Origin of the sequence: Pseudomonas sp. W2Aug9 (genome assembly GCF_023127755.1) — a bacterium.
Taxonomy (GTDB): Bacteria; Pseudomonadota; Gammaproteobacteria; order Pseudomonadales; family Pseudomonadaceae; genus Aquipseudomonas; species Aquipseudomonas synxantha_A.
In genome coordinates, this window is the sequence record NZ_SPKL01000004.1 from 1 (window position 1) to 26,937 (window position 26,937).

A 26,937-nucleotide genomic window follows, 5' to 3' on the forward strand; every position below is an offset into this window, starting at 1 on the left:
ATCTGACGCCGGACCCGGTGAAGTTGGCGGGCGGGATCAACGCGTACCAGTACGTGCCCAATCCCACAGGGTGGGTGGATCCGCTGGGACTAAGCTGTAAAAAAACAAGCTGCCCTGAAGGGCCTTATAGCGTAATCGTTCCAGGAGGAGGTTTAGCCGCACATGAGGCGGCAGGAGGACATCTTATGGAAAAGCATGTCGGTAGAACGGATCAACAATTGCTTGACCGCTTGAGGCGGGAACCACATATCCCGGCAGCCTCTACTTTTCATGATCGCGCAACAGCTGAACTCGCCATTTCAAAGGTATTGGATAACAATCAAGACAAAATCAAAGACTTCCTACAAGGAAACAACCAGCAGATAGTCATCACTCAACCATCCCAAGAGCCAATAGGCACAAGTTTCAGAAAGAACACTACGACATCTGTACCCGGAAAAGAAATTTACTTAATTATTCGCAGAGACCAAAAAATGCATACTGGATATCGAATTCACACAGGCTTTCCAAACCCATGAACAAAGACTACCCCGAGCTACAGCAATTTCTTGCTGGGTACTTCAATCAAGATTGGGTTGATGATCACAAAAGCGCAAACGACGTAATTGATTTTTTTATCTCGGAATCGTCTGAAGATACGATAGTAATAGTGCTATTAGAGCTAGAAAAACTGGTATCAGCCAAAAAAACAGAGCAAGAGCTTCAAGACTTTTTACTCTCTGATATCGGCTGTTATTACTATTACCCTAATGAATGGAATGATGGGGAAACGTGGTTAAACCATGTTGCCTTAGCATTAAAGAACGCCATTAAATAATTTTCTGGCCGAGATACGGGGCTGCTAGGCAGCCCCGCGCGAGCAAGCTCGCTCGCCACAGGTTCAGAGATGCCTTTAGATCCCCGCCAACGCCAAATCCATCGCAAAGTAGGTAAAAATCAAATCCGCCCCCGCCCGCTTGATCGACCCCAATGTCTCGCGCACCACTCGATCCTCATCAATCGCCCCCGCCTGTGCGCCAAACTTGATCATCGCGTACTCACCGCTCACCTGATATGCCGCCACCGGCAGGCGTGACGCCTCGCGGATGTCGCGGATGATGTCGAGGTAAGCCCCGGCTGGCTTGACCATCAGCGCATCGGCACCTTCCTGTTCGTCCAGCAGCGATTCGCGCACGGCTTCGCGGCGGTTCATCGGGTTCATCTGGTAGCTTTTGCGGTCGCCCTTGAGGGCGCTGCCGCCCGCTTCGCGGAAGGGGCCGTAAAGGGCCGAGGCGAATTTGGTCGAGTAGGCCATGATCGGGATGTGGGTGAAACCGGCGTCGTCGAGGGCACGGCGGATGGCCTGGACCTGGCCGTCCATGGCGGCGGACGGAGCGATCACGTCGGCGCCGGCGCGGGCAGCGGCCACAGCTTGTTTGCCGAGGTTGACCAGGGTTGCGTCGTTGTCGACATGGGCACCGTGCATCACGCCGCAATGGCCGTGGTTGGTGTATTCGCAGAAGCAGGTGTCGGACATCACAATCATTTCCGGCACTGCGTCCTTGATGATCGAGGACATGCGCGAAACCAGGCCGCGCTCTTTCCAGGTATCGCTGCCGTTGGCGTCGAGGTGGTGGGACACGCCGAAGGTCATTACCGACTTGATGCCGGCACGGGCGTAACGCTCGATCTCGCCGGCCAGTTTCTTCTCCGGGATACGCAGCACGCCCGGCATACTGGTAATCGGTACGAAATCGTCAATTTCTTCTTCAACGAAGATCGGCAACACCAGGTCGTTAAGGGTGAATTCGCTTTCCTGGAACAAGCCACGCAGTTGCGGGGAGCGGCGCAGGCGACGTGGGCGGGCTTGGGGGAACTGACTGGTCATGGCTTTCCTGAAAAATGGCTGAAATCTTTGGGGCCAAAGCTTATGCCCCCAAGTCCCGGCAACACAAATGCCAAGGGGCCAATAGTGTATTGCCAGGCGCGTAACAATTTATTGATCTAGAGCTGTAGCTGCCCTTGGATACACAGCGCTACGGCGCCGCCGACCCACACCTCATCGCCCTGGCGCTCGATGTGAATACGCCCTGCTCGCCCCATCGCCGTGCCTTGGCTGACCACATAACGGCTGGGCGCCAAGCCCTCGGCGAGCAGCCATTGGGCAACACCTGCGTTCAAACTGCCGGTGGCCGGGTCTTCAGGGGCGCCGTCGCCAGCGATAAAGGCGCGCACTTCAAATTGCGCGTCTACCGCGTCACGCACCGGATCACAGGGAGCGATCACCCCCACGGCCAGGCCCAGCAGTTGCGCATAGTCCGGTTGCAACGCGAGCACCGCGTCACGATCAGCCAGCATCACCGCCAGCCACCCGGCACCATTGTCGACCCACTGGCTGCGCACAATCGCCTCGGGCGCCAGCTTCAATGCCAGACGCACGCGTTCCAGCAACGGAGCCTCCACGGCCCCTGCACGCAACAACGGCGGCGCGATAAACGCCAGTTCATCACCTTGGCGGCGGATGCGCACCAGACCGATTTCGCACTCCTGAACAATCTCCTCGCCTCGGGGTACGCCACCGGCCTGCAACCAGGCGTGGCAACTGCCCAACGTCGGGTGGCCGGCAAACGGCAGTTCCGTGAGGGTGGTGAAAATGCGTACGCGGTAGTCGGCCCGTGGATCCCTGGGTGTCAGCAAAAACGTGGTTTCGCTGAGATTGGTCCAGTTGGCAAAGTCGGCCATCTGTTGGTCAGTGAGGCTATCGGCGCCGAGCACCACGGCCAACGGGTTACCTTTAAGCGGTACGCGGCTGAATACATCCAGTTGTTGGAACTCGAAAGTCGGCATGCTTCAGCTCGGAATATTCAGGCCACGGATGACCGCCGGACGTGCGACAAAGCCGTCCAATGCGCGCAGTACGTTAGGGAAATCGGCAATGCCCACCAGGTCGCCGGATTCGTAGAAACCGATCAGGTTGCGAATCCAGGGGAAAGTGGCGATGTCGGCAATGCTGTACTCGTCCCCCATGATCCAGGTGCGACCCAGCAGGCGTTTTTCCAGAACGCCCAGCAAGCGCCGGGCTTCAGCGGCGTAGCGGTCACGCGGGCGCTTGTCTTCATAAGCCTTGCCGGCGAACTTGTTGAAGAACCCCACCTGGCCGAACATCGGGCCGATCCCGGCCATCTGGAACATCAGCCACTGCAGGGTTTCATAGCGGGTGGCCGGGTCTTCGGAAAGCAACTGGCTGGTCTTTTCCGCCAGGTAGATCAGGATCGCGCCGGACTCGAACAGCGCCAGCGGCTGCACGCTCGGGCCGTTAGGATCAATGATCGCGGGGATCTTGTTGTTGGGGTTCAGGGACATGAACTCCGGGGACATCTGATCCTGAGTGTCGAAACTGACCTTGTGCGCTTCATAGGGCAGCCCCAGTTCTTCGAGCATGATCGACACCTTGACGCCGTTGGGCGTGGGCAACGAATACAACTGCAGGCGATCCGGGTGCTGGGCAGGCCATTTGCTGTTGATCGGGAAAGCGGCGAGTGCGTTCATCGAGAACCCCCTGGACGGAAAGCCCTCATGATAGTCATCTGCCCGCCACCGTGCATGGGTCATCGTTGCGCAACATTTGCCCACTAGTATCCCCTCTGGGCGAACCAAAACGCCCGATTGCACTCTTAAGAGCGCCCGAAGGGTAAATGGAGGCACCTTGCTATATCGACAGGGAATACCGCAGGACGCTTGCCGCGTCACTGGGGCCGGGCCTGTCCGCCTTAACCCGACGCACGAAGACTCGAACCTATAATGAAGATCAAGCCTCTGCGCCTTGTGCAACGATTCAAACGTTATTCATACATGATGTTGCCGCTGCTGCTGGTCAGCGCGGCCATCGTCACCGCTCTCGACGCCCGTGAAAGCCGTGCCCAACCCGTGGACGGCGTGCAAACCCTGGTATTCCTGCGCCACGGCGAAAAACCGGCCGGTGGCCTGGGCCAGCTCAATTGCCAGGGCCTGAACCGTGCCATGAACCTGGCTACTGTCCTGCCGGAGAAGTTTGGCAAGGCCAACTACGTGTTTGCCGCCAACCCGACACGCAATGTCGAGGAAGGCGAACTGGACAATTCCTACAGCTACATTCGCCCACTGATTACCATCAGCCCCAGCGCGATCAAGCTTGGCCTACCGGTGAACATCGAATTCTCAGCGAATGACACCAGCGCCCTGGCCGAAGAACTGGTCGAGGACAAGTACCGCAACGCGACGATCTACACGGCCTGGTCCCATGGTTATCTGCCGGAGCTGATCAACAAAGTCGCCAGCGAAGCGTCCGGAGAAAAGCACACCCTCACCGATGACTGGTCTGGCAATGACTATGACTCCCTGTACGTATTGACGCTGACCTGGCACAACGGCAAGGCCTCGCTGCTCAGTCGCAACTATAAGCAGGGGCTGAATAACGGCGATGAAACCTGCCCGGATCCGACCCAGGTCAGTGCAGATATCTGAAGCGTGAGCCGCAGGGGCGTATGATGCCCGGCTATCGACTCACCTGCGGATCCTCTTCATGTCCAACCTCGCGTCCTCCCAGCCCAATCGGGGCTGGTCGTTCTGGTACAAGCCTGCCCTGTTTCTGCTGGTGGCCTGCATCGGCCTCTACTATGTGAAATGGTCGCCCTACTACCTCAAGGCGTTTGTAGCGGCGGACAACCACAGCATTGGCGCCTCGATTCTCAATGACCAGCAAAGCTCGCCCCTGACAGCGGCGCTGGCCTACGCCCAAGTGTATTTCCTGGCGATCTGGAAAGCCGCAGTGCTGGCGGTGATCCTCGGTTCATTACTGCAAGTACTGATCCCTCGCGACTGGCTGCTGCGCCTGTTTGGCCGCGCCGGGCTGGGCTCGACCCTGCGCGGCGGGCTATTTGCCTTGCCGGGAATGATGTGCAGTTGCTGTGCAGCGCCAGTGGCGGCGGGCATGCGCCGTCAGCAGGTGTCGGTGGGCGCGGCGCTGGCGTTCTGGATTGCCAACCCGGTGTTGAACCCGGCCACGCTGGTGTTCATGGGGTTTGTGCTGGGCTGGGACTTTACCGCGCTGCGGCTGGTGGCCGGGATTGTGTTGGTGGTGGGGGTGTCTCTGGTAGCGCAGCGTATCGCGCGCCCTGATCAAGTGCCGGAAGCGGCGCTGGAGGCTGTCGCCGAAGTAAGCACCCTGGAGTCGCAACCCTTCCTGAGCCGTTGGTTGCGCACCTTGTGGCAACTGTTCTGGAGCACCATCCCGGTGTACATTCTGGCGGTATTGATCCTCGGTGCAGCAAGGGTGTGGCTGTTCCCCCATGTGGACGGGGCGATGGCCAACAGCCTGGTGTGGCTGGTGCCGCTGGCGATCGTCGGTACGTTATTCGTGATTCCTACAGCGGCAGAAATACCCATCGTACAAACCATGATGACCCTGGGCATGGGCACCGGCCCGGCCGTTGCCCTGCTGATGACCCTGCCGAGCGTGAGCCTGCCGTCGCTGCTGATGCTGCGCAAGGATTTCGATGCACGGGTACTGGTGACGGTGGCCGGGTTGACCATGCTGGTGGGAGTGGTGTGTGGGTTGATTGGGGCGGTGATTCTTTAGATTTTCAGTGGGGCTGATGGCCTCATCGCAGGCAAGCCAGCTCCCACCTTTGTATGTATTCACACTTCAAAAGGTGGGAGCTGGCTTGCCTGCGATGGCGTCCGAAAGATCACCCCACCCGAGCTGCTCGTTCACGCAAATATTCCACCACCGCCTCTTGCTCCCCGGCAAACTCGATCCGCGCGCCTTTGCTCTCGCGCTGGAACGCATACATCGGGTCGTAATACTCGCGCAACAAGCCTTCGATCCACACGCGGTGCAGGTCCACTGCACCGCTGCGCGCCTGTTCTGCCAGGGCGTCCTGCAAAATCGCCTGCAGCCGCTGGAAACGTTCACCGCCCAGACGCTTGTGAATATTGGCCAGGCTTTGGGTCAGGCGCTCGGCAAATAATAGCTGGCCGCGTTCACCAAACACGTCAATGAACTCGGCGCACAGGTCGACCACGTAATCCTTCAGGATGCGCTCGACGCGGCCCTCAACGCTGTCTTCCAGCCACACCATCGCAAACGTCTGCATCCCCTTGTGCAATGGCAGTGGCAGCGCACAGCTGCCGATCATGCGGCTCTCGTCTTCGACCACGAACTGGCCAATGCCCGCTGCGCGTTTCTTCAACAGGTCCACCGCCAGGCGGTTCTCGAAGTCGATATTGGACGGTTGCGCGGTGGCACGCTTGCCGAAGCTGGAACCCCGATGGTTGGCATGGCCCTCCAGGTCCAGGGCGTTGCGCAGTTGACCCAATACCTCGGTCTTGCCGGTACCGGTCATACCGCCAAGCAGCACGAAATCGCATTCAGCGGTCGTCTGTTCCAGGGTCTCCAGCAGGAACGTACGCATTGCCTTGTAGCCACCGCCGACACGCGGATACTCGATGCCCGCTTCGGTTTTCAACCATTGCTGCACGATCTGCGAACGCAGCCCACCACGAAAGCAGTACAGGTAGCCATCCGGATTAGCCTGGGCAAACTGCGCCCATTGCTCGATGCGCTCGGCCTTGATCGATCCAGAGACCAGCTCATGGCCCAGGACGATTGCAGCTTGCTGGCCTTGCTGCTTGTAACAGGTGCCCACCCGCTGGCGCTCGTCGTCGGTCATCAGCGGCAGGTTGACCACGCCGGGGAACGCGCCCTTGACGAATTCGACCGGCGCGCGGGTATCCATCATCGGCCTGTCATTAAGGAAGATGTCGCGGTAATCGGTGATGTCAGTTGCCATCAAATCACCTCTACCGCGTTGGTCTGTCGCTCAAGCAGTTCGCCGATTGGCTCAAGGTTCAGGCCCAGTTCGGCGGCTACCGCGTGAAACTCGCTATCGCCTTCGGGGGTGACGGCGATCAGCAGGCCACCGCTGGTCTGTGGGTCGCACAGTACGCGCTTGTGCAACTCCTGCACGCGCCCGAGCTTGCTGGCGTAGCTCTCGAAGTTGCGCAAGGTGCCGCCCGGCACGCAGCCCTGGTCCAGGTAGTACTCAACCCCTGGCAGACGTGGGACTTTTGCATACTCGATGCGGGCCGTCAGGCCACTGCCGTCAGCCATTTCCACCAAGTGGCCGAGCAGGCCGAAACCGGTAACGTCTGTCATCGCAGTGACACCGGCCAACTTGCCGAAACGGCTGCCAGGCTTGTTGAGGGTGCACATCCAGTCACGGGCCAGGCCGACGTCGGCCTCGCGCAACTTGCCCTTCTTTTCGGCGGTGGTGAGGATACCGATGCCCAAAGGCTTGGTCAGGTACAGCTTGCAGCCGGCAGTGGCAGTGTCGTTGCGCTTCATGTGGCGCTTTTGCACGATCCCGGTAACGGCCAGGCCAAAGATCGGCTCCGGGGCGTCAATGGAATGCCCACCCGCCAGCGGGATACCGGCAGCGTCGCACACCGAACGGCCCCCGCGGATGACTTCGCGGGCAATCTCCGGCGCCAGCACGTTGACCGGCCAGCCAAGAATAGCGATGGCCATCAAGGGGTCGCCGCCCATGGCATAAATGTCGCTGATGGCATTGGTGGCAGCGATGCGGCCGAAGTCGAAGGGATCGTCGACTATCGGCATGAAAAAGTCCGTGGTGGAGACCACGCCGCGCTCGTCGTCAATGGCGTATACCGCCGCATCATCGCGTGAAGCGTTGCCCACCCACAGGTTGGGGTCCAGGTTCTGTGCGCCACTGCCGGCAAGGATCACCTCCAACACCTGGGGCGAAATCTTGCAGCCGCAACCCGCACCGTGGCTGTACTGGGTAAGGCGAATCGGCTCGTTCATGGAAGACCTCAAGCTATCAAGTGGGCCGATTCTAACAGACAGCAAAAGGCCGGCTGGGCTCTTGTGAGCGCAGCCGGCCTTTTGGGTCAGCGGTTACTCGCGGGCAGCGAGCAAACGCTTGTGGCGGTTACGCCGCGCGATGTTCAGGCATTCGATAGCCGCCGAGAACGCCATGGCCGCATACACGTAGCCTTTTGGCACGTGGGCGCCGAAGCCTTCGGCGATCAGCGTCATGCCGATCATGATCAAAAAGCCCAGGGCCAGCATCACCACGGTCGGGTTGTCATTGATGAACTTGGCCAACGGTTCGGCCGCCACCAGCATCACAATCACCGAGGTCACTACGGCAATGATCATGATCGGCAAGTGCTCGGTCATGCCCACGGCCGTGATGATGCTGTCGATGGAGAACACCAGGTCGAGCAACAGGATCTGCCCGATGGCCGCCGCGAAGCCGATGGCCACGGTGTTGCCAACCGTTGCTTTCTCTTCAGGCTCCGGGTCCATGCTGTGATGGATTTCGGTGGTTGCCTTCCACACCAGGAACAGGCCACCGGCGATCAGGATCATGTCCTTCCAGGAGAACGCCTGGCCGAACACTTCAAACACCGGCGCCGTCAACTGCACGATGAAGGCGATGGTGCTCAACAGGCCCAGGCGCAATACCAGCGCCATGCTGATACCGATGCGCCGCGCCTTGGCCCGGTGCTGCTCGGGTAGTTTGTTGGTGAGGATCGAGATAAAGATCAGGTTATCGATGCCCAGCACGATTTCCATGACGATCAAGGTAGCCAGTGCGACCCAGGCGGTGGGGCTGGCGGCCAGTTGTAAAAGGTAATCCATAGGTCAGTCCTGACGTGGTAGTGCTTGGAAATTAGGTTTCTTGGGTGTTCGATTCAGCGTCTTTTTCTTCCTGATCATCTTTCTTCTGCGGATTGATCAAGCCCTGGGTCGCTTCACTCAATGCCTGTTCGGCAGCCTTCTGGGTGTCATCGATCGCTTGCTTGGCCGATTCGCTGGCTTTGCCCAACACTTGCTGCGCGCTTTTCTCGACCTGATCACAACCGCCGACCATCACCAATGAAAGCGCAAGCAGCGACGCCGCGCCCAGGGAATTGAGTTTCATGCTGTATTCCTCATTAGAACCATTGGGTCCAAATAGTGGCCCCGCGATAGCGATGCATTCTATGCAGGTGAACAGTTCAGGAAAATTCGTATTTTTCTCGCGTATACTTCGATTTTTACGAAGTGTAGACCCCGATGCTCAATTATCGACAACTGCATTACTTCTGGGTGGTGGCCAAGACTGGGAGCATCGTGCGTGCCTGCGAACAGCTGAACCTCACGCCCCAGACCATCAGCGGGCAGATCAGCCTATTGGAGCAAACCTTTGGCATTGCTCTGTTTCAGCGGGTGGGGCGCCAGCTTGAGCTGACCGAAGCCGGGCGCCAGGCGCTGCCCTACGCCGAGCAGATGTTCCAGACGGGCAACGAACTTGAGACGATGCTGCGCGCCCAGCCCGATGAGCAACAGATCCCGTTCAGGGTCGGCGTGGCGGATGTGGTGCCAAAATCCATCGTCTACCGCCTGATCGCCCCCACCATGGAGCTGAGCGAACCGCTGCGCATCACCTGCCGCGAAGACAAACTCGAACGTTTACTCGCCGACCTGGCGATCCAGCGCCTGGACCTGGTGATTTCCGACAGCCCGATGCCGAGCCATCTGGATATCAAGGGCTACAGCCAGAAACTGGGGGAATGCGGCATCAGTTTTTTCGCCACCCAGGCGTTGGCTGACCAGCATGGCGGCGATTTCCCACAGTGTTTGCACGGTGCGCCGTTATTGATTCCGGGGGCAGAGACCGTAGTGCGCAGCCGGTTGCAGCGCTGGTTTGCCGAGCAGCAGATTCAACCGCGGATCATCGGTGAATTCGACGACAGTGCGTTGATGCAAGCGTTTGGGCAATCCGGCAGCGGAATCTTCATCGCCCCCAGCGTGATTGCCGATGAGGTGGTGCGCCAATACGGCGTGGCGCTGATCGGCCAGACCGACGCGGTGACCGAGTCGTTCTATGCGATCTCGGTGGAGCGCAAGGTCAAGCACCCCGGCATCGTGGCGATTACCGAAGGGGCAAGACGCGAGTTGTTTACCGCCCTGCCCTGAAAAAACTGCACGCCCCTTTGATCAGGCGCTGGCCGCGCGAGGTTTGGCGCTCATCAGCCACAGTGCGAGCAGGATCGACACCAGGATGAACCCTGAGGCGGCAAAGCCCAGGCTGCCCAGGCCCAGGGTGTCAATCACATGCCCACCCACCATTGCACCCAGGCCAATGCCGAGATTGGCCCCGGCGATATTCAGCGAGGCGGCAAACGCCGGCGCGTGGGGCGCCGCCTTCATCAATCGCACATGGCTGACCAGGAACATCGCCGCCTGGGTCACGCCCCATACCGCCATCGCTGCCGCCAGGCCAATGGTGGAATGAATCGCCGGCACCACTGCCACCATGCCCGCGATCATAAACCCGCAGAACACTATGGACGCAATCAAGGGGTGACGATCCACCGCGCGCCCGCCGAGGGAATTGCCGATCAGCCCGACCGCGCCGAAGCCCATCAGGCACCACCCCACCAGCGTGCCGTCGAACCCTGCCAAGCGCTCAAGGATATCCGCCAGGTAGGTATAGGCGGTGAACATGCCGCTGAAGACCAGGATCGACAGCAGGATGTGGCCCTGCATCACCGGGCTGCGCAGGATCTTGAATTGCGAGCGCAAGGTGACTTGCTCGTTCTTTGCCTGGGTCACCGGCAGGTAAATGAACAGCAATAACGCCTTGGCCAGGGCAATCACCGCAAGCACTGCAAAGGCGGTGCGCCAACCGAACATATCGGCAATCAGCGTGCCTACCGGAATCCCGAACACGGTGGCGCAGACGATGCCGAAGCCGATTTTTTCAATGGCACGCCCGGCGAATTCAGGGCCGACAATGTCCACCGCCGTTTCGCTGGCCAAGGCCCAAAACACCGGCAAGCCCAACGCCGGAATCAAGCGAGCCAGGGACATTATCCAAATATTGGGCGCCAATGCCGCCACGGTATTGGCCACCGCAAACATGATCAGGATGCTGATAAACAGACGCTTACGCTGGAACCGCGCGCAGTAGGCGGTCAGGAAGGGGCCGAACGCCGCCACGGTAAACGCGAAGAGCGTCACCAGCAGCCCGGCCTGGGACACACTGACATTCAGGTCCCGGGCGATCGAGGGCAACAAGCCGACGATCACGAATTCTGTGGTCAGCACGGTAAAACCGGCTGCCGACAGCAGCAAGATAGGGAACAACATGCAAACTCCAGAAACAGCGACATCAACGACAGCCCGAAGGGCTCGCTGATAGAGAGGAAAGATGAGAGGGGTGAATCTTAACAGAACATGTCGGGACTTGACCAAATCCGACGTAAACGGGTGACGGAATGCCGCAGCGAACGAGACGCGTCCTACAGCATGCTAGACTTCGCGCCTGCTTCCTACAGTACTTTCTGCCTGCAATGCTGTGCCCTACTAAAAAAACTAGAGACAACTCTTTATGACTGCTGCCCCTTCCCTGTTGCAACGTTTAATGCGCGTCAGCCTGGTCACACAAATTGTCATCGGCCTGATCGCCGGGATCGTGCTGGCCTTGCTGTTCCCCGAGGCCGCACGCGCCACGGGCTTTATCGGCAAGGTGTTTGTCACGGCGCTGAAGGCCGTTGCGCCGATCCTGGTGTTTGTGCTGGTCATGGCCTCGATTGCCAACCATAAGCATGGCCAGGAAACCCATATCCGCCCGATCCTGTTCCTGTACCTGCTCGGCACCTTTTCCGCCGCCGTGGTCGCAGTGGTCGCCAGCACGTTGTTCCCCTCCTCTCTGGTACTGGCCACCCATGACGCCACGGTGAGCGCTCCCGGCGGCATTGGCGAGGTACTGCAAAGCCTGTTGCTCAGTGTGGTGGATAACCCGGTCAGCGCACTGATGAATGCCAACTTCATCGGTATCCTGGCCTGGGCCATCGGCATGGGCGTTGCCATTCGCCATGCCGGTGAAACCACCCGCACGGTGCTGGACGACCTGTCCAACGGCGTGACCCTGATCGTACGCGTGGTCATCCGCTTCGCCCCGCTGGGCATCTTCGGCCTGGTGGCCTCGACCCTGGCCACCTCCGGTTTCGGCGCCTTGCTCGGCTATGCGCACCTGCTGGTGGTGTTAATCGGCTGCATGGTGTTCGTGGCGCTGGTGATCAATCCCGCCATCGTGTTCTGGAAACTGCGCCGCAACCCGTACCCATTGGTGCTGATGTGCCTGCGTGAAAGCGGTATTACTGCATTTTTCACCCGCAGCTCGGCGGCCAACATTCCGGTCAACCTGGCGTTGAGCAAGCGCCTGGGCCTGCATGAAGACACCTATTCGGTGTCGATCCCGCTCGGTGCCACCATTAATATGGCCGGTGCGGCAATCACCATCACCGTGCTAAGCCTGGCGGCCGTGCACACCCTCGGGATTGCCGTGGACCTGCCGACCGCGGTGCTGCTCAGCGTGGTCGCGGCCATTTGCGCCTGTGGGGCCTCCGGTGTAGCGGGCGGCTCGCTGCTGCTGATTCCACTGGCGTGCAGCCTGTTCGGCATTCCAAGTGAAATCGCCATGCAGGTGGTGGCCGTCGGTTTCATCATCGGCGTATTGCAGGATTCGGCGGAAACGGCGCTGAATTCGTCTACCGATGTGTTGTTTACAGCGGCGGCCTGCCTGGGCAAGGAAGAACAGGCAGCTTAAACGCCTCGCAAAAAAAGCCCGGTGCCGTTCAATCACGAACGACACCGGGCTTTTTTATGCTTGCCGGTTTAGAACGCGCCCATGTAATCGCGCTTGCCCACTTCCACACCGTTATGACGCAGCAGAGCGTAAGCGGTGGTGACGTGGAAGAAGAACTGCGGCAGGCCGTAGGTCAGCAGGTAGGACTGGCCGCTGAAGCGCTTCTCTTTCGGGGTGCCTGGGCGGGTGACGATCTCGATACCTTCCTTGCCGTCAATCTGCTCGGGCTTGATGGTGTCGACAAACGCCAGGACCTTGGCGATCAACGCTTGCAGGTCGGCGAAGGTGACTTCAGTGTCTTCGTATTTGGGCACTTCGATTTCGGCCAGGCGTGCCGACACGCCTTTGGCGAAGTCCACGGCGATCTGTACCTGGCGCACCAGTGGGAACATATCCGGGAACAGGCGCGCTTGCAGCAGGGCATTGGGCTCGATGTTCTTTGCAGTAGCGTGGGCTTCGGCTTTGTTCAGCACATCGCTCAATGCGTTGAGCATTTGCTTGAAGACTGGGATAGAAGCGGCGTACAGGGAAATAGTCATGTCAGTCTCACGATAATGGCAGGGTTGGAACCAGCGGCGATTATAGCCATGCCCGGCGCTTGTCTTTTATTTTTTGAGGATTACGCTGGTGACCTTCACTGCATAGGGAACGCGCGATGACCGCCGAACATGACACCGACACCCCTGAGCCGCGCCTGAACAGCACGGAAATCCGCATCCTCGGCTGCCTGATCGAAAAACAGGCGACCCACCCGGAAACCTACCCCCTGACGCTCAACGCTCTGGTGCTGGCCTGCAATCAGAAAACCAGCCGTGAGCCGGTGATGAACCTCAGCCAGGGCCAGGTCGGCCAAAGCCTGCGCGCGCTGGAGGGCCAAGGCTTTACCCGCCTGGTGATGGGTAGCCGTGCCGACCGCTGGGAACACCGTGTGGACAAGGCGTTGGAACTGGTGCCGGCCCAAGTGATCTTGACCGGGTTGCTGTTTCTGCGGGGGCCGCAGACGGTCAACGAGTTGCTGACCCGTAGCGGGCGTATGCATGACTTTGAAGATGCCGAGCAGGTCGTTCACCAGTTGGAACGCCTGATTGCCCGAGGGTTGGCGGTATTGGTGCCGCGCCAGGCGGGCCAGCGGGAAGATCGGTATACCCACGCGCTGGGGGATCCGGCGGATATTGAAGCGATCATGACCGCGCGAGGCAATCCAGTAGAGCGTAGCGCGGGGGCTGTTTCGGTGGAACGGATCGAAGAGCTGGAAGCGCGGATTGCCGCACTGGAAGAACGGCTGGCGCAGTTGGAACAGGCATAACGCAGATAAACATGTGGGAGCTGGCTTGCCTGCGATAGTGGTGCATCAGTTAAGAATCCATTGACTGACACACCTTATTCGCGAGCAAGCCCCACAGTGGATTTGTGTAAGTCTTTAGCTTCGGGCGAAGGCCACTGCCGCCTGGAACTGCTCCTGCGTTGGGCGCACGCCTGTATAAAGCACAAACTGCTCCAACGCCTGGATCGCGATCACTTCCAACCCGGTAATCACCCGCTTGCCCTTGGCACGCCCATGCACGATCAGGGGCGTTTCAGCCGGGATCGCCACCACATCAAAGACAGTCTCTGCCTGATCAATCGCACCCGCATCGAACGCCAATGCATCCGCCTCGGCCCCGCCTGTCATACCAATGGGCGTCACATTGATCAGCATTTGTGGACGCAGGTCGCCCAGGTCCGCCTGCCACTCATACCCCAGGTTGCTGGCCAATGCCCGGCCCGCCACCTCATTGCGCGCTACGATCACACCGCTGGCATAACCGCCATCACGCAAGGCGCTGGCCACCGCCTTGGCCATGCCGCCGCTGCCACGCAGGGCGAAGGTGGAATCTTTCGGCACGGCGTGCTTCTTCAGCAGTTGCTCGACAGCAATGTAATCGGTGTTGTAAGCCTTGAGATGACCGTTGGTGTTGACGATGGTGTTCAGCGAGTCAATGGCTTGAACCGAATCGTCGAGTTCGTCCACCAGCGCGATGGCCGCCTCCTTGAACGGCATGGAAACCCCACAACCCCGCACGCCCAAGGCTCGGATGCCACCGATCGCGCCGGCTAAATCCTGGCTGCTGAAGGCTTTATAGTAGAAATTCAGCCCCAGCTGTTCATACAGATGGTTATGAAAACGCAGGCCAAAGTTCCCAGGGCGCGCCGACAGCGACATGCACAGCTGGGTGTCCTTGTTGGGATGCATCTGCATGGGTAACTCCTTTAAGTAAGCAAATCGGTACAGACCTTACACAACCTTTACCTACTGGCCGTGCTGTTTTTTTGAAATACGTTGTCTTAAAAGTATCCCCGCGACAATCCTTGGGTCTATTGATTGCAGACCACAAGCGCAGGGGCTAACCGAGGAATGACCATGATGCGTAAAATCCCCAGAATCGCCTTGCTTATCGGCGCACTCGCGATGGCCGGCCAAGCCTCCGCCCACGGTGGTGGTTGGGGTGGCCCGGCAGTGTTGGGTGCACTTGTGGGCGCGGCAGTCGTCGGCTCCGTGGTTGCCAGCCAGCCTCGTGAGGTCTATGTGCAACAGCCGGTGTATGTGCAACCGCAGCCAGTGTATGCCGCCCCACCGCCGGTCTATTACGCGCCGCCACCACCGGTGTACGTGCAGCAGCAGGTTTACTATCGCCCGGCGCCGGTCTACTACGGGCCTCCCCGTGGCTATTATGGCCCGCCTCGCGGCTACTACGGCCCTCCCCACGGCTACTACCGGCACGGTTGGTAAGTTTCAATTGACTTGAGTGGAACAGGCCTCGCCCACATGCGGGGCCTTTTTTTGCCTGGAACGTCCGGTTTAATCCTGCCAATGTCGCTATGACGACAATCCCACAGTACAAGAGTCGCATATCCTCTTGATCGGCCCAGGCGTGCGCTGTCATGGTTGCGTCATAAAACAGTCTCACTATCGACCCGGTCCACCAATAACAATTAAGGACGAACGAACATGCCCACCCAGAATCCGCACCGCACCGCCGGCCTCTGCACGTCCAGCAAGGTCTACAGCGCCTTGACCGAGCTCAAGCACCTTGAAGGCCATCGCAGCGCGAAGTTCCTGGCGCTGTTGGCTGAAAACCTGGTGCGCAAGGGGCTGCTCAGTGAACACGAAGTGGTGAACATGCTCGACCAGGTGGTGGATTAACGTCTGGCGTTGATGTCGACTATCGAGCCAGGTGATTTTTCCTGGATAGCGACACCCCTTAAGGTGGCCTCCATAGCGATTGGAGGTCCTTATGCCCACTGTTCAAATCATGTCTGTCATCGGTAGCGCCGTTCCCACCCCTCTGCGCAAGCTCGGCTTGCTTGCCTGCTGGTACGTGGTACGTGATGGCGAGCCTATCAGCGGCCCGCTCACTTCGTTGTCTGACGCCGAAACACAACGCCGGCTGGCGGCCGACTTCAGGCTCCAGGCCTGAGACCTAAGGCAAGGGCAACTTGACCCGCGGCTTGGTTTCGGCGAACAACGCCCAGCACGACATGAACAAGGCCGCCACCAGCGGCCCGATCACGAAGCCGTTGAGGCCAAACACCGACAAGCCGCCCAGGGTCGAGATCAGGATCAGGTAGTCCGGCATCTTGGTATCTTTGCCCACCAGGACCGGACGCAGCACGTTGTCCACCAGGCCAATCACGAATACGCCAAAAAGCCCCAGCACCACGCCTTGCCAGATGGCGCCGCTCAACAGGAAATAAACGGCCACTGGCGCCCAGACAATCCCTGCGCCCACCGCCGGCAGCAAGGACAGGAACGCCATCAGTACCGCCCAGAGCAACGCACTGGGGATATCCAGGAACCAGAAGATCAAACCACCCAGCGCACCCTGGGTCACGGCCACCAGTACGTTGCCCTTGACCGTGGCCCGCACCACCCGGTTGAACTTGAGTTGCAGGCGGCGCTTTTGCGGCTCGGCCAATGGCACCGCCGTGCGCACCTTGCGCACCAGCTCGGGGCCATCGCGCAGCAGGAAGAACAGCAGGTACAGCATGATGAAAAAGCTCACCAGGAAATCAAAGGTGCCCTGGCCGAAGCTGAACGCCTGGGAAGCGAAGAACTGACTGCCCTGCATCGCCCCCTTGACCACCTTTTCGCGCAGCCCTTCCAGGTTGCCCATGCCAAAGCGATCGAGCAGTTGCTGGAAGTACGGCGGCAGGAAGTTCTTGAATTGCTCGATATAACCGGCCACGTCGAGCTTGCCGCTTTCGACGTTTTTATACAGCGTGGCCCCCTCTTGAACCAGCAACGCACTGGTAATGATCACGGGCAGAATCGCGATCACCAGGCACACCATCAAAGTGGTCAGGGAGGTCAGGTTGCGGTTCCAACTGAAGCGCTGCTGCAGGCGGCGCTGCATCGGCGCGAAGATGATGCCGAGGATCACTGCCCAGAACACCGCGCCATAGAACGGCAGCAATATCCAGATAAAGGCGATGGTCACCAGCGCCAGCAATAGCAGCAGGGTTTTGAATTGCAGGTTGGTTTGATTCATGTCCGGTCCATATGAGAAAGCCGGGCCGGTGTCAGCCCTGTTGCTTAGTCCGCGGCGAAACCTGGGAGTGCCCTTGTTTATCGAACAAGCATAGATCGGCTTGTTTAGACCTGGGTCAATAAACTGTGACCGCCCGTGCACTACCCTCGCGCCTTTTTGCGACCCACGCCCATGCTTCCGATGATTGCCCCCGAACTGCTCGCTCCCGCCGGCACCCTGAAAAACATGCGCTACGCCTTCGCCTACGGTGCCGATGCGGTTTACGCCGGCCAGCCACGCTACAGCCTGCGCGTGCGCAACAACGAATTCGACCACGTCAACCTCGCCCTCGGCATCCAGGAAGCCCATGGGCAAGGCAAGCGTTTCTATGTGGTGGTGAACATTGCGCCACACAACGCCAAGCTCAAGACCTTCCTCAAGGACCTGGCGCCGGTGATCGCCATGGGCCCGGATGCGCTGATCATGTCCGACCCTGGGCTAATCATGCTGGTGCGCCAGCATTTCGCGCAGATGCCGATTCATCTGTCGGTACAAGCCAACACGGTGAACTGGGCCAGCGTGCAATTCTGGCAGCAGCAAGGCATTGGCCGGGTGATCCTGTCGCGGGAACTGTCCCTGGAAGAAATCGGCGAGATCCGCCAGCACGTACCGACCATGGAACTGGAGGTGTTCGTACATGGCGCCCTGTGCATGGCCTATTCCGGGCGCTGCCTGCTGTCGGGCTACATGAACAAGCGCGACGCCAACCAAGGCACCTGCACCAATGCCTGTCGCTGGAAATACCAGGCCACGCCGGCAGTGGAGAACGCGACCGGCGACATCGTCCAGCACCATCAGCCGACGCTGGGGGTCGGCACACCCACCGACCAGGTATTCCTGTTACAGGAAGCCAACCGTCCCGATGAGCAAATGCCGGCCTTTGAAGACGAACATGGCACGTACATCATGAACGCCAAAGACTTGCGCGCCGTGCAGCACGTGGAGCGCCTGGCGCAGATGGGCGTGCACTCATTGAAGATCGAGGGCCGCACCAAATCCCATTTCTATTGCGCACGCACCACCCAGGTGTATCGCCAGGCGATCGACGACGCGGTGGCCGGGCGCGCATTTGATCGCGGCTTGATGACCAATCTGGAGTCCCTGGCCCAGCGTGGCTACACCGAAGGTTTCCTGCGTCGGCATGTGCACGACGAATACCAGAACTACCAGAACGGCAGCTCGGTGTCCGAGCGCCAGCAGTTTGTTGGGGAATTGACCGGCGAACGTCGCGGGGAGTTGGCCGAGGTCAAGGTAAAGAATCGCTTTGCCGTGGGCGATCATCTGGAATTGATGACGCCCGCCGGCAACTTTCACTTTGACTTGGCCACCTTGCACAACGCCAAGGGGCAAGCCATTGAGGTGGCGCCGGGAGATGGGCACACAGTGTATGTGCCCTTGCCGGTCGAGATGGACCTGCGTTTTGGCCTACTGATGCGCGATTTGTAGAACCTCAGATCCTGAATTGACCGACCAATTGCCCCAACCGCTGGCCAAGGTCCGCGAGGCTGCGCGAGGTCTGGGCGCCGAGCTGGGTTTCATCCGCTACGCTGTCCACCGCCACGGCAATCTGATGCACGCTGCGGTTGATCTCTTCGGCCACAGCGGTCTGCTCTTCGGCGGCGCTGGCGATCTGCGCGTTCATCGAGTTAATGGTACCGATCAGCTGGGCCATGGTATCGAGGGACGCCCCGGCTTCGTTGGCTTGGGCCGAGGTGCCTTCGCCCGCATCGCTGGAGCGGCGCATCGCGTCAACGGCGGCTTCGGTGCCCTTTTGCAGGCGATCGATCATGCCCTGGATTTCCTGGGTGCTGCTTTGCGTACGGCTGGCCAGGGCGCGCACTTCATCGGCGACCACGGCAAACCCGCGGCCGGCCTCCCCGGCCCGCGCAGCCTCGATGGCCGCATTGAGCGCCAGCAGGTTGGTTTGTTCGGCAATCGAGCGAATCACACCGAGCACACTGACAATCGACGACACATCCTGCTGCAGGCTGTCCAGGGACACACCGCTGCTGCGGATATCGTTCACCAGCGCGTGAATCTGCGCGATGCTACCGTCCACCACGCGTTTGGCGGCCTGGCCCTCGGCGTCGGTCTGTTGCGCGGCGACCGCAGCGCCCTGGGCACTGCGCGCAACTTCATGGGCCGCGGACGACATCTGGTTGATCGCGGTGGCCACCTGGTCGGTCTCGTGACGCTGGCGTTCCATGGCCTGCTCGGAGCGCTGGGCCTGGTCGGACACCTGGCTCACCAGCCCGGTGAGCTGGGCGGTCATTTCGGTGATCTGGCGCACCAGGCCGTGGATTTTATCGACAAATCGGTTGAACGCGCCGGCCAGGTCGCCCAGTTCATCCTGGCTGGTGATGGCCAGGCGGCGGGTCAGGTCGCCTTCACCGGCAGCGATGTCGTCGAGGTTGGCTTTCATCAGGTTCAGCGGGCGCAGGATGGTATTGGCGACTAACATGCCCACCGCCGCAATCACCAGCAACACCACCACAGCCACGCCAAGGATGCTCAGCAGCACGCCTTGCATACGCTGCTCGACCTTGTCCTGGACCACCGCCACCTGGGCCTCGATGCCGTCCAGGTTCACAGAGGTGCCGATAACCATGTCCCATTTGGGCAGGTATTCGGTGTAGCCGAGCTTGGGTACCAGTTCGGTCTGGCCGGGTTGGGTCGAGCTGTATTGCAAGTAGTGGCTGCCGTCCTTGCCGACCTTGACCAGGTCGCGATTGACGTAGACACCGTTGGGGTCACGGTTGTCCTTGAAGCTTTTGCCTACGCCGTCCGGGCTGTTGCCCTTGAACAGGCGGATGGTTTCGGAGTCGTAGCCGAAGAAATAACCGTCTTTGCCGTAGCGGGTGTTGGACAGCAACTTGACCACCTGCGCCCGCGCCGTGCTATCGCCGGGAGCGGCTGCGTCGTAGAGCGGCTTGATGGTGGTCATGGCCACCTCGACATAGCCTTGCAAAGTGGCCTTGGCGTCGTCGAGCAGGCGCTGGCGGGTTTCATCCACTTCGTTGCGGGCCTGGCCCTGCAGAATCCACACGGTGGTGAGGCTGATGACCACGGCAAACAGCAACACCGGCACAACGGCAAGGGCCAGGACTTTGGCCTTCAAACTCAGACGCATGGCTTTTCTCTCTTGTTAGTGGCGACTTGAGAGGTTAACGGCCAGGTAAGTGATTTCTGTAGGAGCGAGCTTGTGTGGCGAGGGAGCAAGCTCCCTCGCCACCGTAGAGGTGCAGTGCTTGCGTCAGAGCGTCATCGCAGCCAGCCAGCCAAACGCCAGCAACGGGATGTTGTAGTGCAGGAAGGTCGGCACCACGGTGTCCCAGATATGGTGGTGCTGACCGTCGATATTCAGGCCGGAGGTGGGGCCGAGGGTGGAGTCCGAGGCGGGCGAGCCGGCATCGCCCAATGCACCGGCGGTGCCGACGATGCACACGATGGCCAACGGGCTGAAGCCCAGTTGTACGCACAGCGGCACGAAAATCGCGGCAAGGATCGGCACCGTGGAAAACGACGAGCCGATGCCCATGGTGACCAACAGCCCCACCAACAACATCAGCAACGCCCCTACCCCGCGGCTATGACCGATAAACGCCGCCGAGGCTTCCACCAGTGAGCGTACGTCACCGGTGGCCTTGAGCACTTCGGCAAAGCCCGACGAGGCGATCATGATGAAGCCGATCATCGCCATCATCTTCATGCCTTCGGTGAACAGGTCATCGGTGTCGCTCCAGCGCACGATGCCCGACACCGAGAAGATCAGGAACCCGGCCAGGGCGCCTATGATCATCGAGTCCAGCCACAACTGGATGATAAACGCCGAGGCGATCGCCAGGCCGGCCACCAGCAGGGTCAGAGGGTTGTACTGCACCGCCACTTGCTCGACACGCTCGATTTTCTTCAGATCGTACACGCGCTTTTTGCGGTAGCTGATCAGCACCGCCACCAGCAGGCCGACCACCATGCCCAGTGCCGGCAGGCCCATGGCATGAGTGACGTTGACCTGGCTGATATCCACGCCGCTCTTGGCCACGTTGGCCAACAGGATCTGGTTGAGGAAGATATTGCCGAAGCCCACCGGCAGGAACATGTACGGCGTGATCAGGCCGAAGGTCATCACGCAGGCAATCAGGCGGCGGTCCAGTTGCAGCTTGGTCAGCACGTACAAGAGCGGCGGTACCAGCAACGGAATGAACGCAATATGGATCGGCAGGATGTTCTGCGAGGCAATCGCCACCACCCACAACAGGCCGATCAACAGCCATTTGACATGGCTGCCGCCGCTGGCTTCCTGGCGGTCCACCAGCAGCAAGGCTTTGTCTGCCAGCGCATGGGCCAGGCCGGACTTGGCAATGGCCACCGCGAAAGCGCCCAGTAGTGCGTAAGACAAGGCGACGGTTGCACCACCGCCCAGACCGCCGTTGAAGGCTTTGAGCGTGGCGTCGATCCCCAGGCCACCGGTCAAGCCGCCCACCAGGGCACCAACGATGATGGCGATGACCACATGCACGCGGGACAGGCTGAGCACGAGCATGGTGCCGACCGCGGCGATGACTGCGTTAATCATGGTTACCTCAAGCAAAAACATAAAAGACAGGCATGCCCGCGCACGGCCCATGGGAACAGCTGCCGGCGTGCAGGCTTGAAAGAGGTCTTATTAGAGGGCGCGCACTTTGCAGCAGGCAGGCGCTCATGTCAAAAAACGACGCCGCTTTGAGGTTTAAATGGGGCGTTTGAATAAAGAACCACGGGCGCCGGCCGATAAACTGTTTCCATGTGCTTTCAGGTAAGGATGTCCCGATGTCGCTCAGGCAGCTCTCCATTCAATGGAAAATCACCCTGCTGGCGGGCCTGTGCCTGCTTGGGATCGTGACCCTGCTGGTGGGTCTGTCGCTGTATCGCATGGCGCAGAGCTCGGAGCAGGTCAAGGCGTCCAGCATGAAGATGCTCGACGAAGCCGCCCAGGCGCGCATTGAGGCCCAAGGTGAAGTGCAGGCGCTGGGCATTCGCCAGCAGTTCATGGATGCCTACCAATACGGCCATGGGTTTTCCCGCCAGGTACTGTTTTTGCGCGAACAGGCGGAGAAACGCTTTCTCGATGCCTTCGACACCCGTGAAGACCTGACCCGCCAGGTCAAGGCCGCCTTACAGGCCAACCCCGACCTGCTGGGTTTGTCCCTGGTATTCGAAGCCAATGCGCTGGATGGCAAAGACGAGCTATTCGCCAACCAGGCGGAACTGGGCAGTAATGACAAAGGCCGGTTCGCCCTGTATTGGTCGCAACCAACGCCGGGCAAGATCACCTCAATGGCGCTGCCTGAAAGCGACATGACCGACACCTCCATTAGCCCAAGCGGTGAAAAAGCCAACGCCTGGTTCACCTGCCCGCGCACGACCCTCAAGCCGTGTGTGATCGAACCCTATTTCTATGTGATCGACGGCCAGAACGTGCTGATGACCAGCATCGTGTTCCCGCTGATGGTCAATGGCAAAGTCATTGCGTCACTGTCGGTGGACATCAACCTCAACAGCTTGCAGGCCGTGAGCCAACAGGCCAGCCAGAAGCTGTACGACGGCCAGACCCAAGTCAGCATCCTCAGCCCCACCGGCTTGCTGGCCGGCTACAGCCCGGATGCCAGCAAACTCAGCCAGCGCCTGGAGCAGGTCGACACCGCCAGCGGTGCGCAGTTGGTCAGTGCCTTGGCCGACAGCACCCAGACCCACAGCCTGCGCACCGACCAGCAACTCAAGGTGCTGGCGCCGTTTGCGCCGATCCCAGGGGGCAAGTCGTGGGGCGTATTGCTGGATGTACCGGGAAAAGTTCTGGTAGCCCCCGCCGAGGCGCTGAAAACCCAGCTGGACGCTGACAATGCCAAGGGCACCCTGCTGGAACTGGGCCTGGGCCTGCTGGCCGCTGTGGTTGGCTTGGTGCTGGTGTGGCTGATGGCGCGCAGTGTGACTCGGCCGATCCTTGGCGTGGCGCATATGCTCGAAGACATCGCCAGCGGCGAAGGCGACCTGACCCGGCGCCTGGCTTACAGCAAACAGGACGAACTGGGCCAATTGGCTGGCTGGTTCAACCGTTTCCTCGACAAGCTGCAACCGATCATTGCCGAGGTAAAGCGCTCGGTGCAGGACGCCCGCGGCACCGCCGACCAGTCCGCCGAGATTGCTACGCAGACCAGTGCCGGCATGGAACAGCAGTATCGCCAGGTGGATCAGGTGGCCACCGCGTCCCATGAAATGAGTGCCACCGCCCAGGACGTCGCCCGCAGTGCCGCTCAGGCGGCCCAAGCTGCGAAGGATGCCGACCAGGCGACGCGCGAAGGCTTGACCGTCATAGACCGCACCACCGCCAACATTGGTGACCTGGCCGCCGATATGAGCACCGCCATGACCCAGGTGGAAGGCTTGGCCGCTAACAGCGAGAAGATCGGCTCGGTGCTCGAAGTGATTCGTGGCATCGCCGAGCAGACCAACCTGTTGGCGCTTAACGCCGCTATCGAAGCCGCCCGTGCCGGCGAGGCCGGGCGAGGTTTTGCGGTGGTCGCTGACGAAGTGCGCAACCTGGCACGACGCACCCAGGAGTCGGTGGAAGAAACCCGCCTGGTGATCGAACAATTGCAAAACGGTACTACCGACGTGGTCAGCTCCATGGGCAACAGCTATCGCCAGGCCCAAGGCAGCGTCGAACAAGTCGGCCAGGCCGTCACGGCCTTGCGCCAGATTGGCGACGCCGTCACGGTGATCAGCGACATGAACCTGCAAATCGCCAGCGCCGCCGAAGAGCAAAGCGCGGTGGCCGAAGAGATCAACAACAACGTGGCGACCATTCGCGATGTAACCGAGTCGCTGTCGGAACAGGCCAATGAATCGGCGCGGGTCAGCCAGGCGTTGAACAGCCTGGCCAACCAGCAGCAGGGGTTGATGGATCAGTTTCGGGTCTGAATGCAGCCAGGCTTTTCTGTGGGAGCCGGGCTTGCCCGCGATGCAACACCTCGGTATTTCAGGCAAACCGAGTCGATGCTATCGCAGGCAAGCCAGCTCCCACATTTTTGAACTGGGGTGGGTCAGTGCTAGCGGCGTGGTAGCTCGATCAATACCTTGAGCCCACCCAGCTCACTTTCCTGCAACTGCAACACCCCGCCCCACACCTCAACGATGTCCCGCACGATCCCCAATCCCAGGCCATGGCCGACCCTCTGCTCATCCAGGCGTGCGCCGCGACTGAATACCTGGTCGCGCTGGGCCTGAGGAATGCCCGGACCGTCGTCCTCCACCGCTAACACGTAGCCCCGGGGCGTCTCGCTGACGCTCAAGCGCACCTCGGCATCCGCCCACTTGCAGGCGTTGTCCAACAGGTTGCCCAGCAGTTCCAACAGGTCTTCACGGTCCCAGGGCAAATGCAGACCCGGCGCGACATGATAGGCGAGGTCCAAGTGCTCACCATGGATCATGCGCAGGGTGGCCAACAAACCGGGTAGTTCTTTTTCACAGTCAAACAGTGCACCCGGCAGCGCATCGCCCGCCAGGCGGGCACGGTTAAGCTCGCGATTGAGGCGCTGCTGCACCTGTTCCAACTGCTCGCGCAACAACTGGCTCAACTGCGGATGATCCTTGAGCGCATCACTGGAGGCTGCGCTCAACAGCACCGCCATAGGGGTTTTCAGCGCATGGCCCAGGTTGCCGAGGGCATTGCGTGAGCGCTTGAGGCTGTCTTCAGTGTGGGCCAGCAAATGGTTGATTTGCGCTACCAGCGGTTCCAGTTCCTGCGGCACCTGAGTGTCGAGTTGGGAGCGCTGGCCTTGCTGCAGTTGGGCGATCTGGTTGCGCGCCGTCTCCAGCGGGCGCAAGGCGCGACGCACGGTGACCCGTTGCAGCACCAGCACCAGCAGCAGCGCCACCACCCCCACCACCAGGCCCACCTGACGCATCAGGCGAAAGCTTTCCCGCACGGGTGTGTAGTCCTGCGCCACGCTGATGGAAATCAACTTGCCAAAGCGCTTGTAGTCCGAGCGCAACACCAACAACTGTTGACCTTCCGGGCCCAATTGCAGGTTGCCCTTGAGCCCCGCCTCCGGGAGCCTGGGCAGCTCCTGATCCCACAGTGAACGGGAGCGCCAATGGACATCGGCAAAGTCGATACGAAAATAATGCCCGGAGAACGGCCGCTGATAAGCCGGCGACAGGCGCTGTTCATCCAACTGGACGCCGTTGGGCCCGCGCACCAGCGCCACCAGCAGGTTCTCGCTGTCGTTGCGCAAGCCCGCCTCCAGGTAGCGCTGCAAGCCTGCTTCGAACAGCAAGAGGCTGGTCTGCGCCAGTACCACGCCGACGATCACCATCACGCTGATCAACCCCAGGCTCAGGCGCCGCTGGATCGACTTCATGCCGGGGTGGCGCCAAATCGGTAGCCCTGGCCGCGCCGGGTTTCGATGACGCTGCGCCCCAGTTTGCGGCGCAGATGGTTGACATGGACCTCCAGTACATTGGAGTCACGCTCGGTCTCGCCGTCATATAAATGCTCGGCCAGATGGCTTTTGGACAGAATCTGTTCGGGGTGCAGCATGAAATAGCGAAGCAAGCGAAATTCAGCGGCCGTCAGTTGGATCTCGGCGCCATCGCGCAGTACACACTGGCGACCTTCATCCAGATGCAGGCCGGCGGCTTGCAGCGTTGGCTGGTTGGCTTGGCCGTGGGAGCGGCGTAACAGCGCCTGGATGCGCAAGTACAGTTCTTCGGGGTGAAAGGGTTTGCTCAGGTAATCATCGGCTCCGGCCTTGAGCCCTTCGATACGCTCGGCCCAGGAATCGCGGGCGGTGAGGATCAGTACCGGGATGGCCAGCGCGGCGGCGCGCCATTGCGCCAGCACCTCAAGCCCGGGCAAGCCAGGCAGGCCAAGGTCGAGGATGATCAGGTCATACGGCTCGCTGCGCCCTTGATACACGGCGTCGCGGCCATCGGCCAGCCAGTCGACCGCATAGCCCTGGCGCTGCAGGCCGGCCAGCAGTTCGTCGGCCAGGGGTACGTTGTCTTCCACCAGAAGCAGGCGCATCAGTCTTCCTCATCTTTGATCAACACACCATTGGTCGCGTCCAGCTTGATCTCGCGTACCACGCCTTCGGTGGTCACCAATTCCACTTCATAGGCGTATTGCCCGTGTTTCTTTTCCAGCTCGGCCTCCAGCAGCCGCGAGCCGGGATAACGCGCCATGGCTTGGTGCAGCAGCTGTTCCAGCGGCAGAATCACGCCCTGCTGGCGCAGGGCCAGGGCTTCATCCTGGTTGAGGTCGCGGGCCGCCAGGCTGGAGCAAAAAATCATGAGCAACAGCGCCACTCGACTGCCGACGCGTAAATTTACCTTCATTACGTATCCTGATGATTCTTGAGAACCTGCCCGGTGAGCGCGTTCAATTCAACGTCCCATTCAATGCCGTCGGCATCTTGCAGCTCCACTTCGTAGACGTACTTGCCGTATTCCTCATCCAGGTCGGTGTCCAGTAGCGTCGAACCGGGGTGAAGGGCCAGGGCCGTGGCTTCCAATTGATCGAAAGCGACAATAGTAACAGTGGCGGGCACGATCAGTGGCTTGTCAGGGTCCGCCGCGGCGGCCTGGGTCGCCGTAACGATGATGATAGCGGCGGCGCCCAGAACAGTGAGGCGCTTCATGATAAGTCT

Annotated in this window: 29 protein-coding genes; 12 read left to right on the forward strand and 17 right to left on the reverse strand. The window is 60.2% G+C overall.

Features of this window, described 5'->3' with window-relative positions; all coding sequences use genetic code 11:
- Together E3O56_RS02765 and E3O56_RS02770 are read left to right on the forward strand one after the other, a co-directional pair.
- Positions 1 to 518 (forward strand): RNase A-like domain-containing protein (locus E3O56_RS02765; RefSeq protein ID WP_348984251.1); only part of this gene is annotated, 518 nt, incomplete at its 5' end.
- Positions 515 to 817: a contact-dependent growth inhibition system immunity protein gene (locus E3O56_RS02770; RefSeq protein WP_078820861.1), complete on the forward strand. Its 303-nt coding sequence runs from the start codon at positions 515 to 517 to the stop codon at positions 815 to 817. The genes E3O56_RS02765 and E3O56_RS02770, both read left to right, overlap by 4 nt.
- A gap of 75 nt (positions 818 to 892) precedes the next feature.
- On the opposite strand, the gene hemB is transcribed toward E3O56_RS02770, so the two are convergent.
- The 3 genes from hemB to E3O56_RS02785 form a co-directional block, all read right to left on the reverse strand.
- Positions 893 to 1,867 carry a porphobilinogen synthase gene (gene hemB / locus E3O56_RS02775; protein WP_248089522.1) on the reverse strand — a complete coding sequence of 325 codons (975 nt, stop codon included), beginning with the start codon at positions 1,865 to 1,867 and terminating at the stop codon, positions 893 to 895.
- Between the two features lie 116 nt (positions 1,868 to 1,983).
- Positions 1,984 to 2,826, reverse strand: a complete 843-nt coding sequence (locus E3O56_RS02780) for a PhzF family phenazine biosynthesis protein (protein ID WP_248127797.1) — start codon at positions 2,824 to 2,826, stop codon at positions 1,984 to 1,986.
- 3 nt (positions 2,827 to 2,829) lie between these two features.
- Positions 2,830 to 3,528: a glutathione S-transferase N-terminal domain-containing protein gene (locus tag E3O56_RS02785; RefSeq protein WP_248127799.1), complete on the reverse strand. Its 699-nt coding sequence runs from the start codon at positions 3,526 to 3,528 to the stop codon at positions 2,830 to 2,832.
- Positions 3,529 to 3,780: 252 nt separating this feature from the next.
- On the opposite strand from E3O56_RS02785, the gene E3O56_RS02790 reads away from it, so the two are divergent.
- Together E3O56_RS02790 and E3O56_RS02795 are read left to right on the forward strand one after the other, a co-directional pair.
- A complete protein-coding gene (locus E3O56_RS02790; RefSeq protein WP_005786910.1) occupies positions 3,781 to 4,482 on the forward strand; it encodes a hypothetical protein in 702 nt (233 codons plus the stop codon).
- A gap of 58 nt (positions 4,483 to 4,540) precedes the next feature.
- Entirely contained in the window at positions 4,541 to 5,596 is a 1,056-nt protein-coding gene (locus tag E3O56_RS02795; protein WP_032876785.1) for a permease, read from the forward strand.
- A gap of 109 nt (positions 5,597 to 5,705) precedes the next feature.
- Here the strand turns inward: E3O56_RS02795 and mnmH are convergent, their stop codons facing one another.
- The 4 genes from mnmH to E3O56_RS02815 form a co-directional block, all read right to left on the reverse strand.
- On the reverse strand, positions 5,706 to 6,809 hold the full coding sequence (gene mnmH / locus E3O56_RS02800; RefSeq protein WP_223018810.1) for a tRNA 2-selenouridine(34) synthase MnmH: 1,104 nt from the start codon (positions 6,807 to 6,809) through the stop codon (positions 5,706 to 5,708).
- A complete protein-coding gene (gene selD, locus E3O56_RS02805; protein WP_032876791.1) occupies positions 6,809 to 7,843 on the reverse strand; it encodes a selenide, water dikinase SelD in 1,035 nt (344 codons plus the stop codon). The genes mnmH and selD overlap by 1 nt, the downstream gene beginning before the upstream one ends.
- A gap of 93 nt (positions 7,844 to 7,936) precedes the next feature.
- Positions 7,937 to 8,686, reverse strand: coding sequence for a TerC family protein (locus E3O56_RS02810; protein WP_005786902.1), 750 nt, complete (start codon positions 8,684 to 8,686; stop codon positions 7,937 to 7,939).
- 31 nt (positions 8,687 to 8,717) lie between these two features.
- On the reverse strand, positions 8,718 to 8,969 hold the full coding sequence (locus tag E3O56_RS02815; RefSeq protein ID WP_148854435.1) for a hypothetical protein: 252 nt from the start codon (positions 8,967 to 8,969) through the stop codon (positions 8,718 to 8,720).
- A gap of 134 nt (positions 8,970 to 9,103) precedes the next feature.
- Here E3O56_RS02815 and nhaR point away from each other — a divergent pair, with 134 nt between their 5' ends.
- Positions 9,104 to 10,006, forward strand: coding sequence for a transcriptional activator NhaR (gene nhaR, locus E3O56_RS02820; protein ID WP_032876794.1), 903 nt, complete (start codon positions 9,104 to 9,106; stop codon positions 10,004 to 10,006).
- Positions 10,007 to 10,027: 21 nt separating this feature from the next.
- Here the strand turns inward: nhaR and E3O56_RS02825 are convergent, their stop codons facing one another.
- Entirely contained in the window at positions 10,028 to 11,182 is a 1,155-nt protein-coding gene (locus E3O56_RS02825) for an MFS transporter (protein ID WP_216091021.1), read from the reverse strand.
- 241 nt (positions 11,183 to 11,423) lie between these two features.
- Here E3O56_RS02825 and sstT point away from each other — a divergent pair, with 241 nt between their 5' ends.
- The gene (gene sstT, locus E3O56_RS02830; protein WP_078820854.1) at positions 11,424 to 12,644 is read left to right on the forward strand and encodes a serine/threonine transporter SstT; all 1,221 of its coding nucleotides are present in this window, start codon (positions 11,424 to 11,426) and stop codon (positions 12,642 to 12,644) included.
- 68 nt (positions 12,645 to 12,712) lie between these two features.
- On the opposite strand, the gene E3O56_RS02835 is transcribed toward sstT, so the two are convergent.
- The gene (locus E3O56_RS02835; RefSeq protein ID WP_005786889.1) at positions 12,713 to 13,222 is read right to left on the reverse strand and encodes a DUF1993 domain-containing protein; all 510 of its coding nucleotides are present in this window, start codon (positions 13,220 to 13,222) and stop codon (positions 12,713 to 12,715) included.
- 116 nt (positions 13,223 to 13,338) lie between these two features.
- On the opposite strand from E3O56_RS02835, the gene E3O56_RS02840 reads away from it, so the two are divergent.
- Positions 13,339 to 13,989 carry a DUF480 domain-containing protein gene (locus E3O56_RS02840; RefSeq protein WP_032876803.1) on the forward strand — a complete coding sequence of 217 codons (651 nt, stop codon included), beginning with the start codon at positions 13,339 to 13,341 and terminating at the stop codon, positions 13,987 to 13,989.
- A gap of 114 nt (positions 13,990 to 14,103) precedes the next feature.
- On the opposite strand, the gene E3O56_RS02845 is transcribed toward E3O56_RS02840, so the two are convergent.
- On the reverse strand, positions 14,104 to 14,922 hold the full coding sequence (locus E3O56_RS02845) for a shikimate 5-dehydrogenase (protein WP_248089531.1): 819 nt from the start codon (positions 14,920 to 14,922) through the stop codon (positions 14,104 to 14,106).
- Between the two features lie 156 nt (positions 14,923 to 15,078).
- Between E3O56_RS02845 and E3O56_RS02850 the strand changes: the two genes are divergently transcribed.
- The 3 genes from E3O56_RS02850 (at position 15,079) to E3O56_RS02860 (ending at position 16,141) form a co-directional block, all read left to right on the forward strand.
- Positions 15,079 to 15,453, forward strand: coding sequence for a hypothetical protein (locus E3O56_RS02850; RefSeq protein ID WP_078820851.1), 375 nt, complete (start codon positions 15,079 to 15,081; stop codon positions 15,451 to 15,453).
- A 219-nt stretch (positions 15,454 to 15,672) separates the two neighbouring features.
- The gene (locus tag E3O56_RS02855; protein WP_003190284.1) at positions 15,673 to 15,867 is read left to right on the forward strand and encodes a hypothetical protein; all 195 of its coding nucleotides are present in this window, start codon (positions 15,673 to 15,675) and stop codon (positions 15,865 to 15,867) included.
- Positions 15,868 to 15,958: 91 nt separating this feature from the next.
- Positions 15,959 to 16,141, forward strand: coding sequence for a hypothetical protein (locus tag E3O56_RS02860; protein ID WP_005786881.1), 183 nt, complete (start codon positions 15,959 to 15,961; stop codon positions 16,139 to 16,141).
- A gap of 3 nt (positions 16,142 to 16,144) precedes the next feature.
- On the opposite strand, the gene E3O56_RS02865 is transcribed toward E3O56_RS02860, so the two are convergent.
- On the reverse strand, positions 16,145 to 17,212 hold the full coding sequence (locus E3O56_RS02865) for an AI-2E family transporter (protein WP_005786879.1): 1,068 nt from the start codon (positions 17,210 to 17,212) through the stop codon (positions 16,145 to 16,147).
- Between the two features lie 171 nt (positions 17,213 to 17,383).
- Here E3O56_RS02865 and yegQ point away from each other — a divergent pair, with 171 nt between their 5' ends.
- Positions 17,384 to 18,697, forward strand: coding sequence for a tRNA 5-hydroxyuridine modification protein YegQ (gene yegQ, locus E3O56_RS02870; RefSeq protein ID WP_103735438.1), 1,314 nt, complete (start codon positions 17,384 to 17,386; stop codon positions 18,695 to 18,697).
- A gap of 4 nt (positions 18,698 to 18,701) precedes the next feature.
- Here the strand turns inward: yegQ and E3O56_RS02875 are convergent, their stop codons facing one another.
- Together E3O56_RS02875 and E3O56_RS02880 are read right to left on the reverse strand one after the other, a co-directional pair.
- The gene (locus E3O56_RS02875) at positions 18,702 to 20,381 is read right to left on the reverse strand and encodes a methyl-accepting chemotaxis protein (protein ID WP_078820849.1); all 1,680 of its coding nucleotides are present in this window, start codon (positions 20,379 to 20,381) and stop codon (positions 18,702 to 18,704) included.
- 123 nt (positions 20,382 to 20,504) lie between these two features.
- Positions 20,505 to 21,824 (reverse strand): Na+/H+ antiporter NhaC family protein, encoded by a 1,320-nt coding sequence (locus tag E3O56_RS02880; protein WP_177464540.1) that lies wholly within the window; start codon positions 21,822 to 21,824, stop codon positions 20,505 to 20,507.
- A gap of 236 nt (positions 21,825 to 22,060) precedes the next feature.
- Here E3O56_RS02880 and E3O56_RS02885 point away from each other — a divergent pair, with 236 nt between their 5' ends.
- On the forward strand, positions 22,061 to 24,208 hold the full coding sequence (locus E3O56_RS02885; protein WP_103735436.1) for a methyl-accepting chemotaxis protein: 2,148 nt from the start codon (positions 22,061 to 22,063) through the stop codon (positions 24,206 to 24,208).
- A 128-nt stretch (positions 24,209 to 24,336) separates the two neighbouring features.
- Here E3O56_RS02885 and E3O56_RS02890 read toward each other — a convergent pair whose 3' ends face one another.
- The 4 genes from E3O56_RS02890 to E3O56_RS02905 are packed head-to-tail and all read right to left on the reverse strand — an operon-like array spanning position 24,337 to position 26,928.
- Positions 24,337 to 25,650, reverse strand: a complete 1,314-nt coding sequence (locus E3O56_RS02890; protein WP_032876820.1) for a sensor histidine kinase — start codon at positions 25,648 to 25,650, stop codon at positions 24,337 to 24,339.
- Positions 25,647 to 26,315, reverse strand: coding sequence for a response regulator transcription factor (locus E3O56_RS02895; RefSeq protein WP_005786867.1), 669 nt, complete (start codon positions 26,313 to 26,315; stop codon positions 25,647 to 25,649). Before E3O56_RS02895 ends, E3O56_RS02890 begins: the two co-directional genes overlap by 4 nt.
- Positions 26,315 to 26,626, reverse strand: coding sequence for a PepSY domain-containing protein (locus E3O56_RS02900; RefSeq protein WP_078820847.1), 312 nt, complete (start codon positions 26,624 to 26,626; stop codon positions 26,315 to 26,317). The genes E3O56_RS02895 and E3O56_RS02900 overlap by 1 nt, the downstream gene beginning before the upstream one ends.
- Positions 26,626 to 26,928, reverse strand: a complete 303-nt coding sequence (locus tag E3O56_RS02905) for a PepSY domain-containing protein (protein WP_005786863.1) — start codon at positions 26,926 to 26,928, stop codon at positions 26,626 to 26,628. Before E3O56_RS02905 ends, E3O56_RS02900 begins: the two co-directional genes overlap by 1 nt.
- Positions 26,929 to 26,937: the final 9 nt, after the last annotated feature.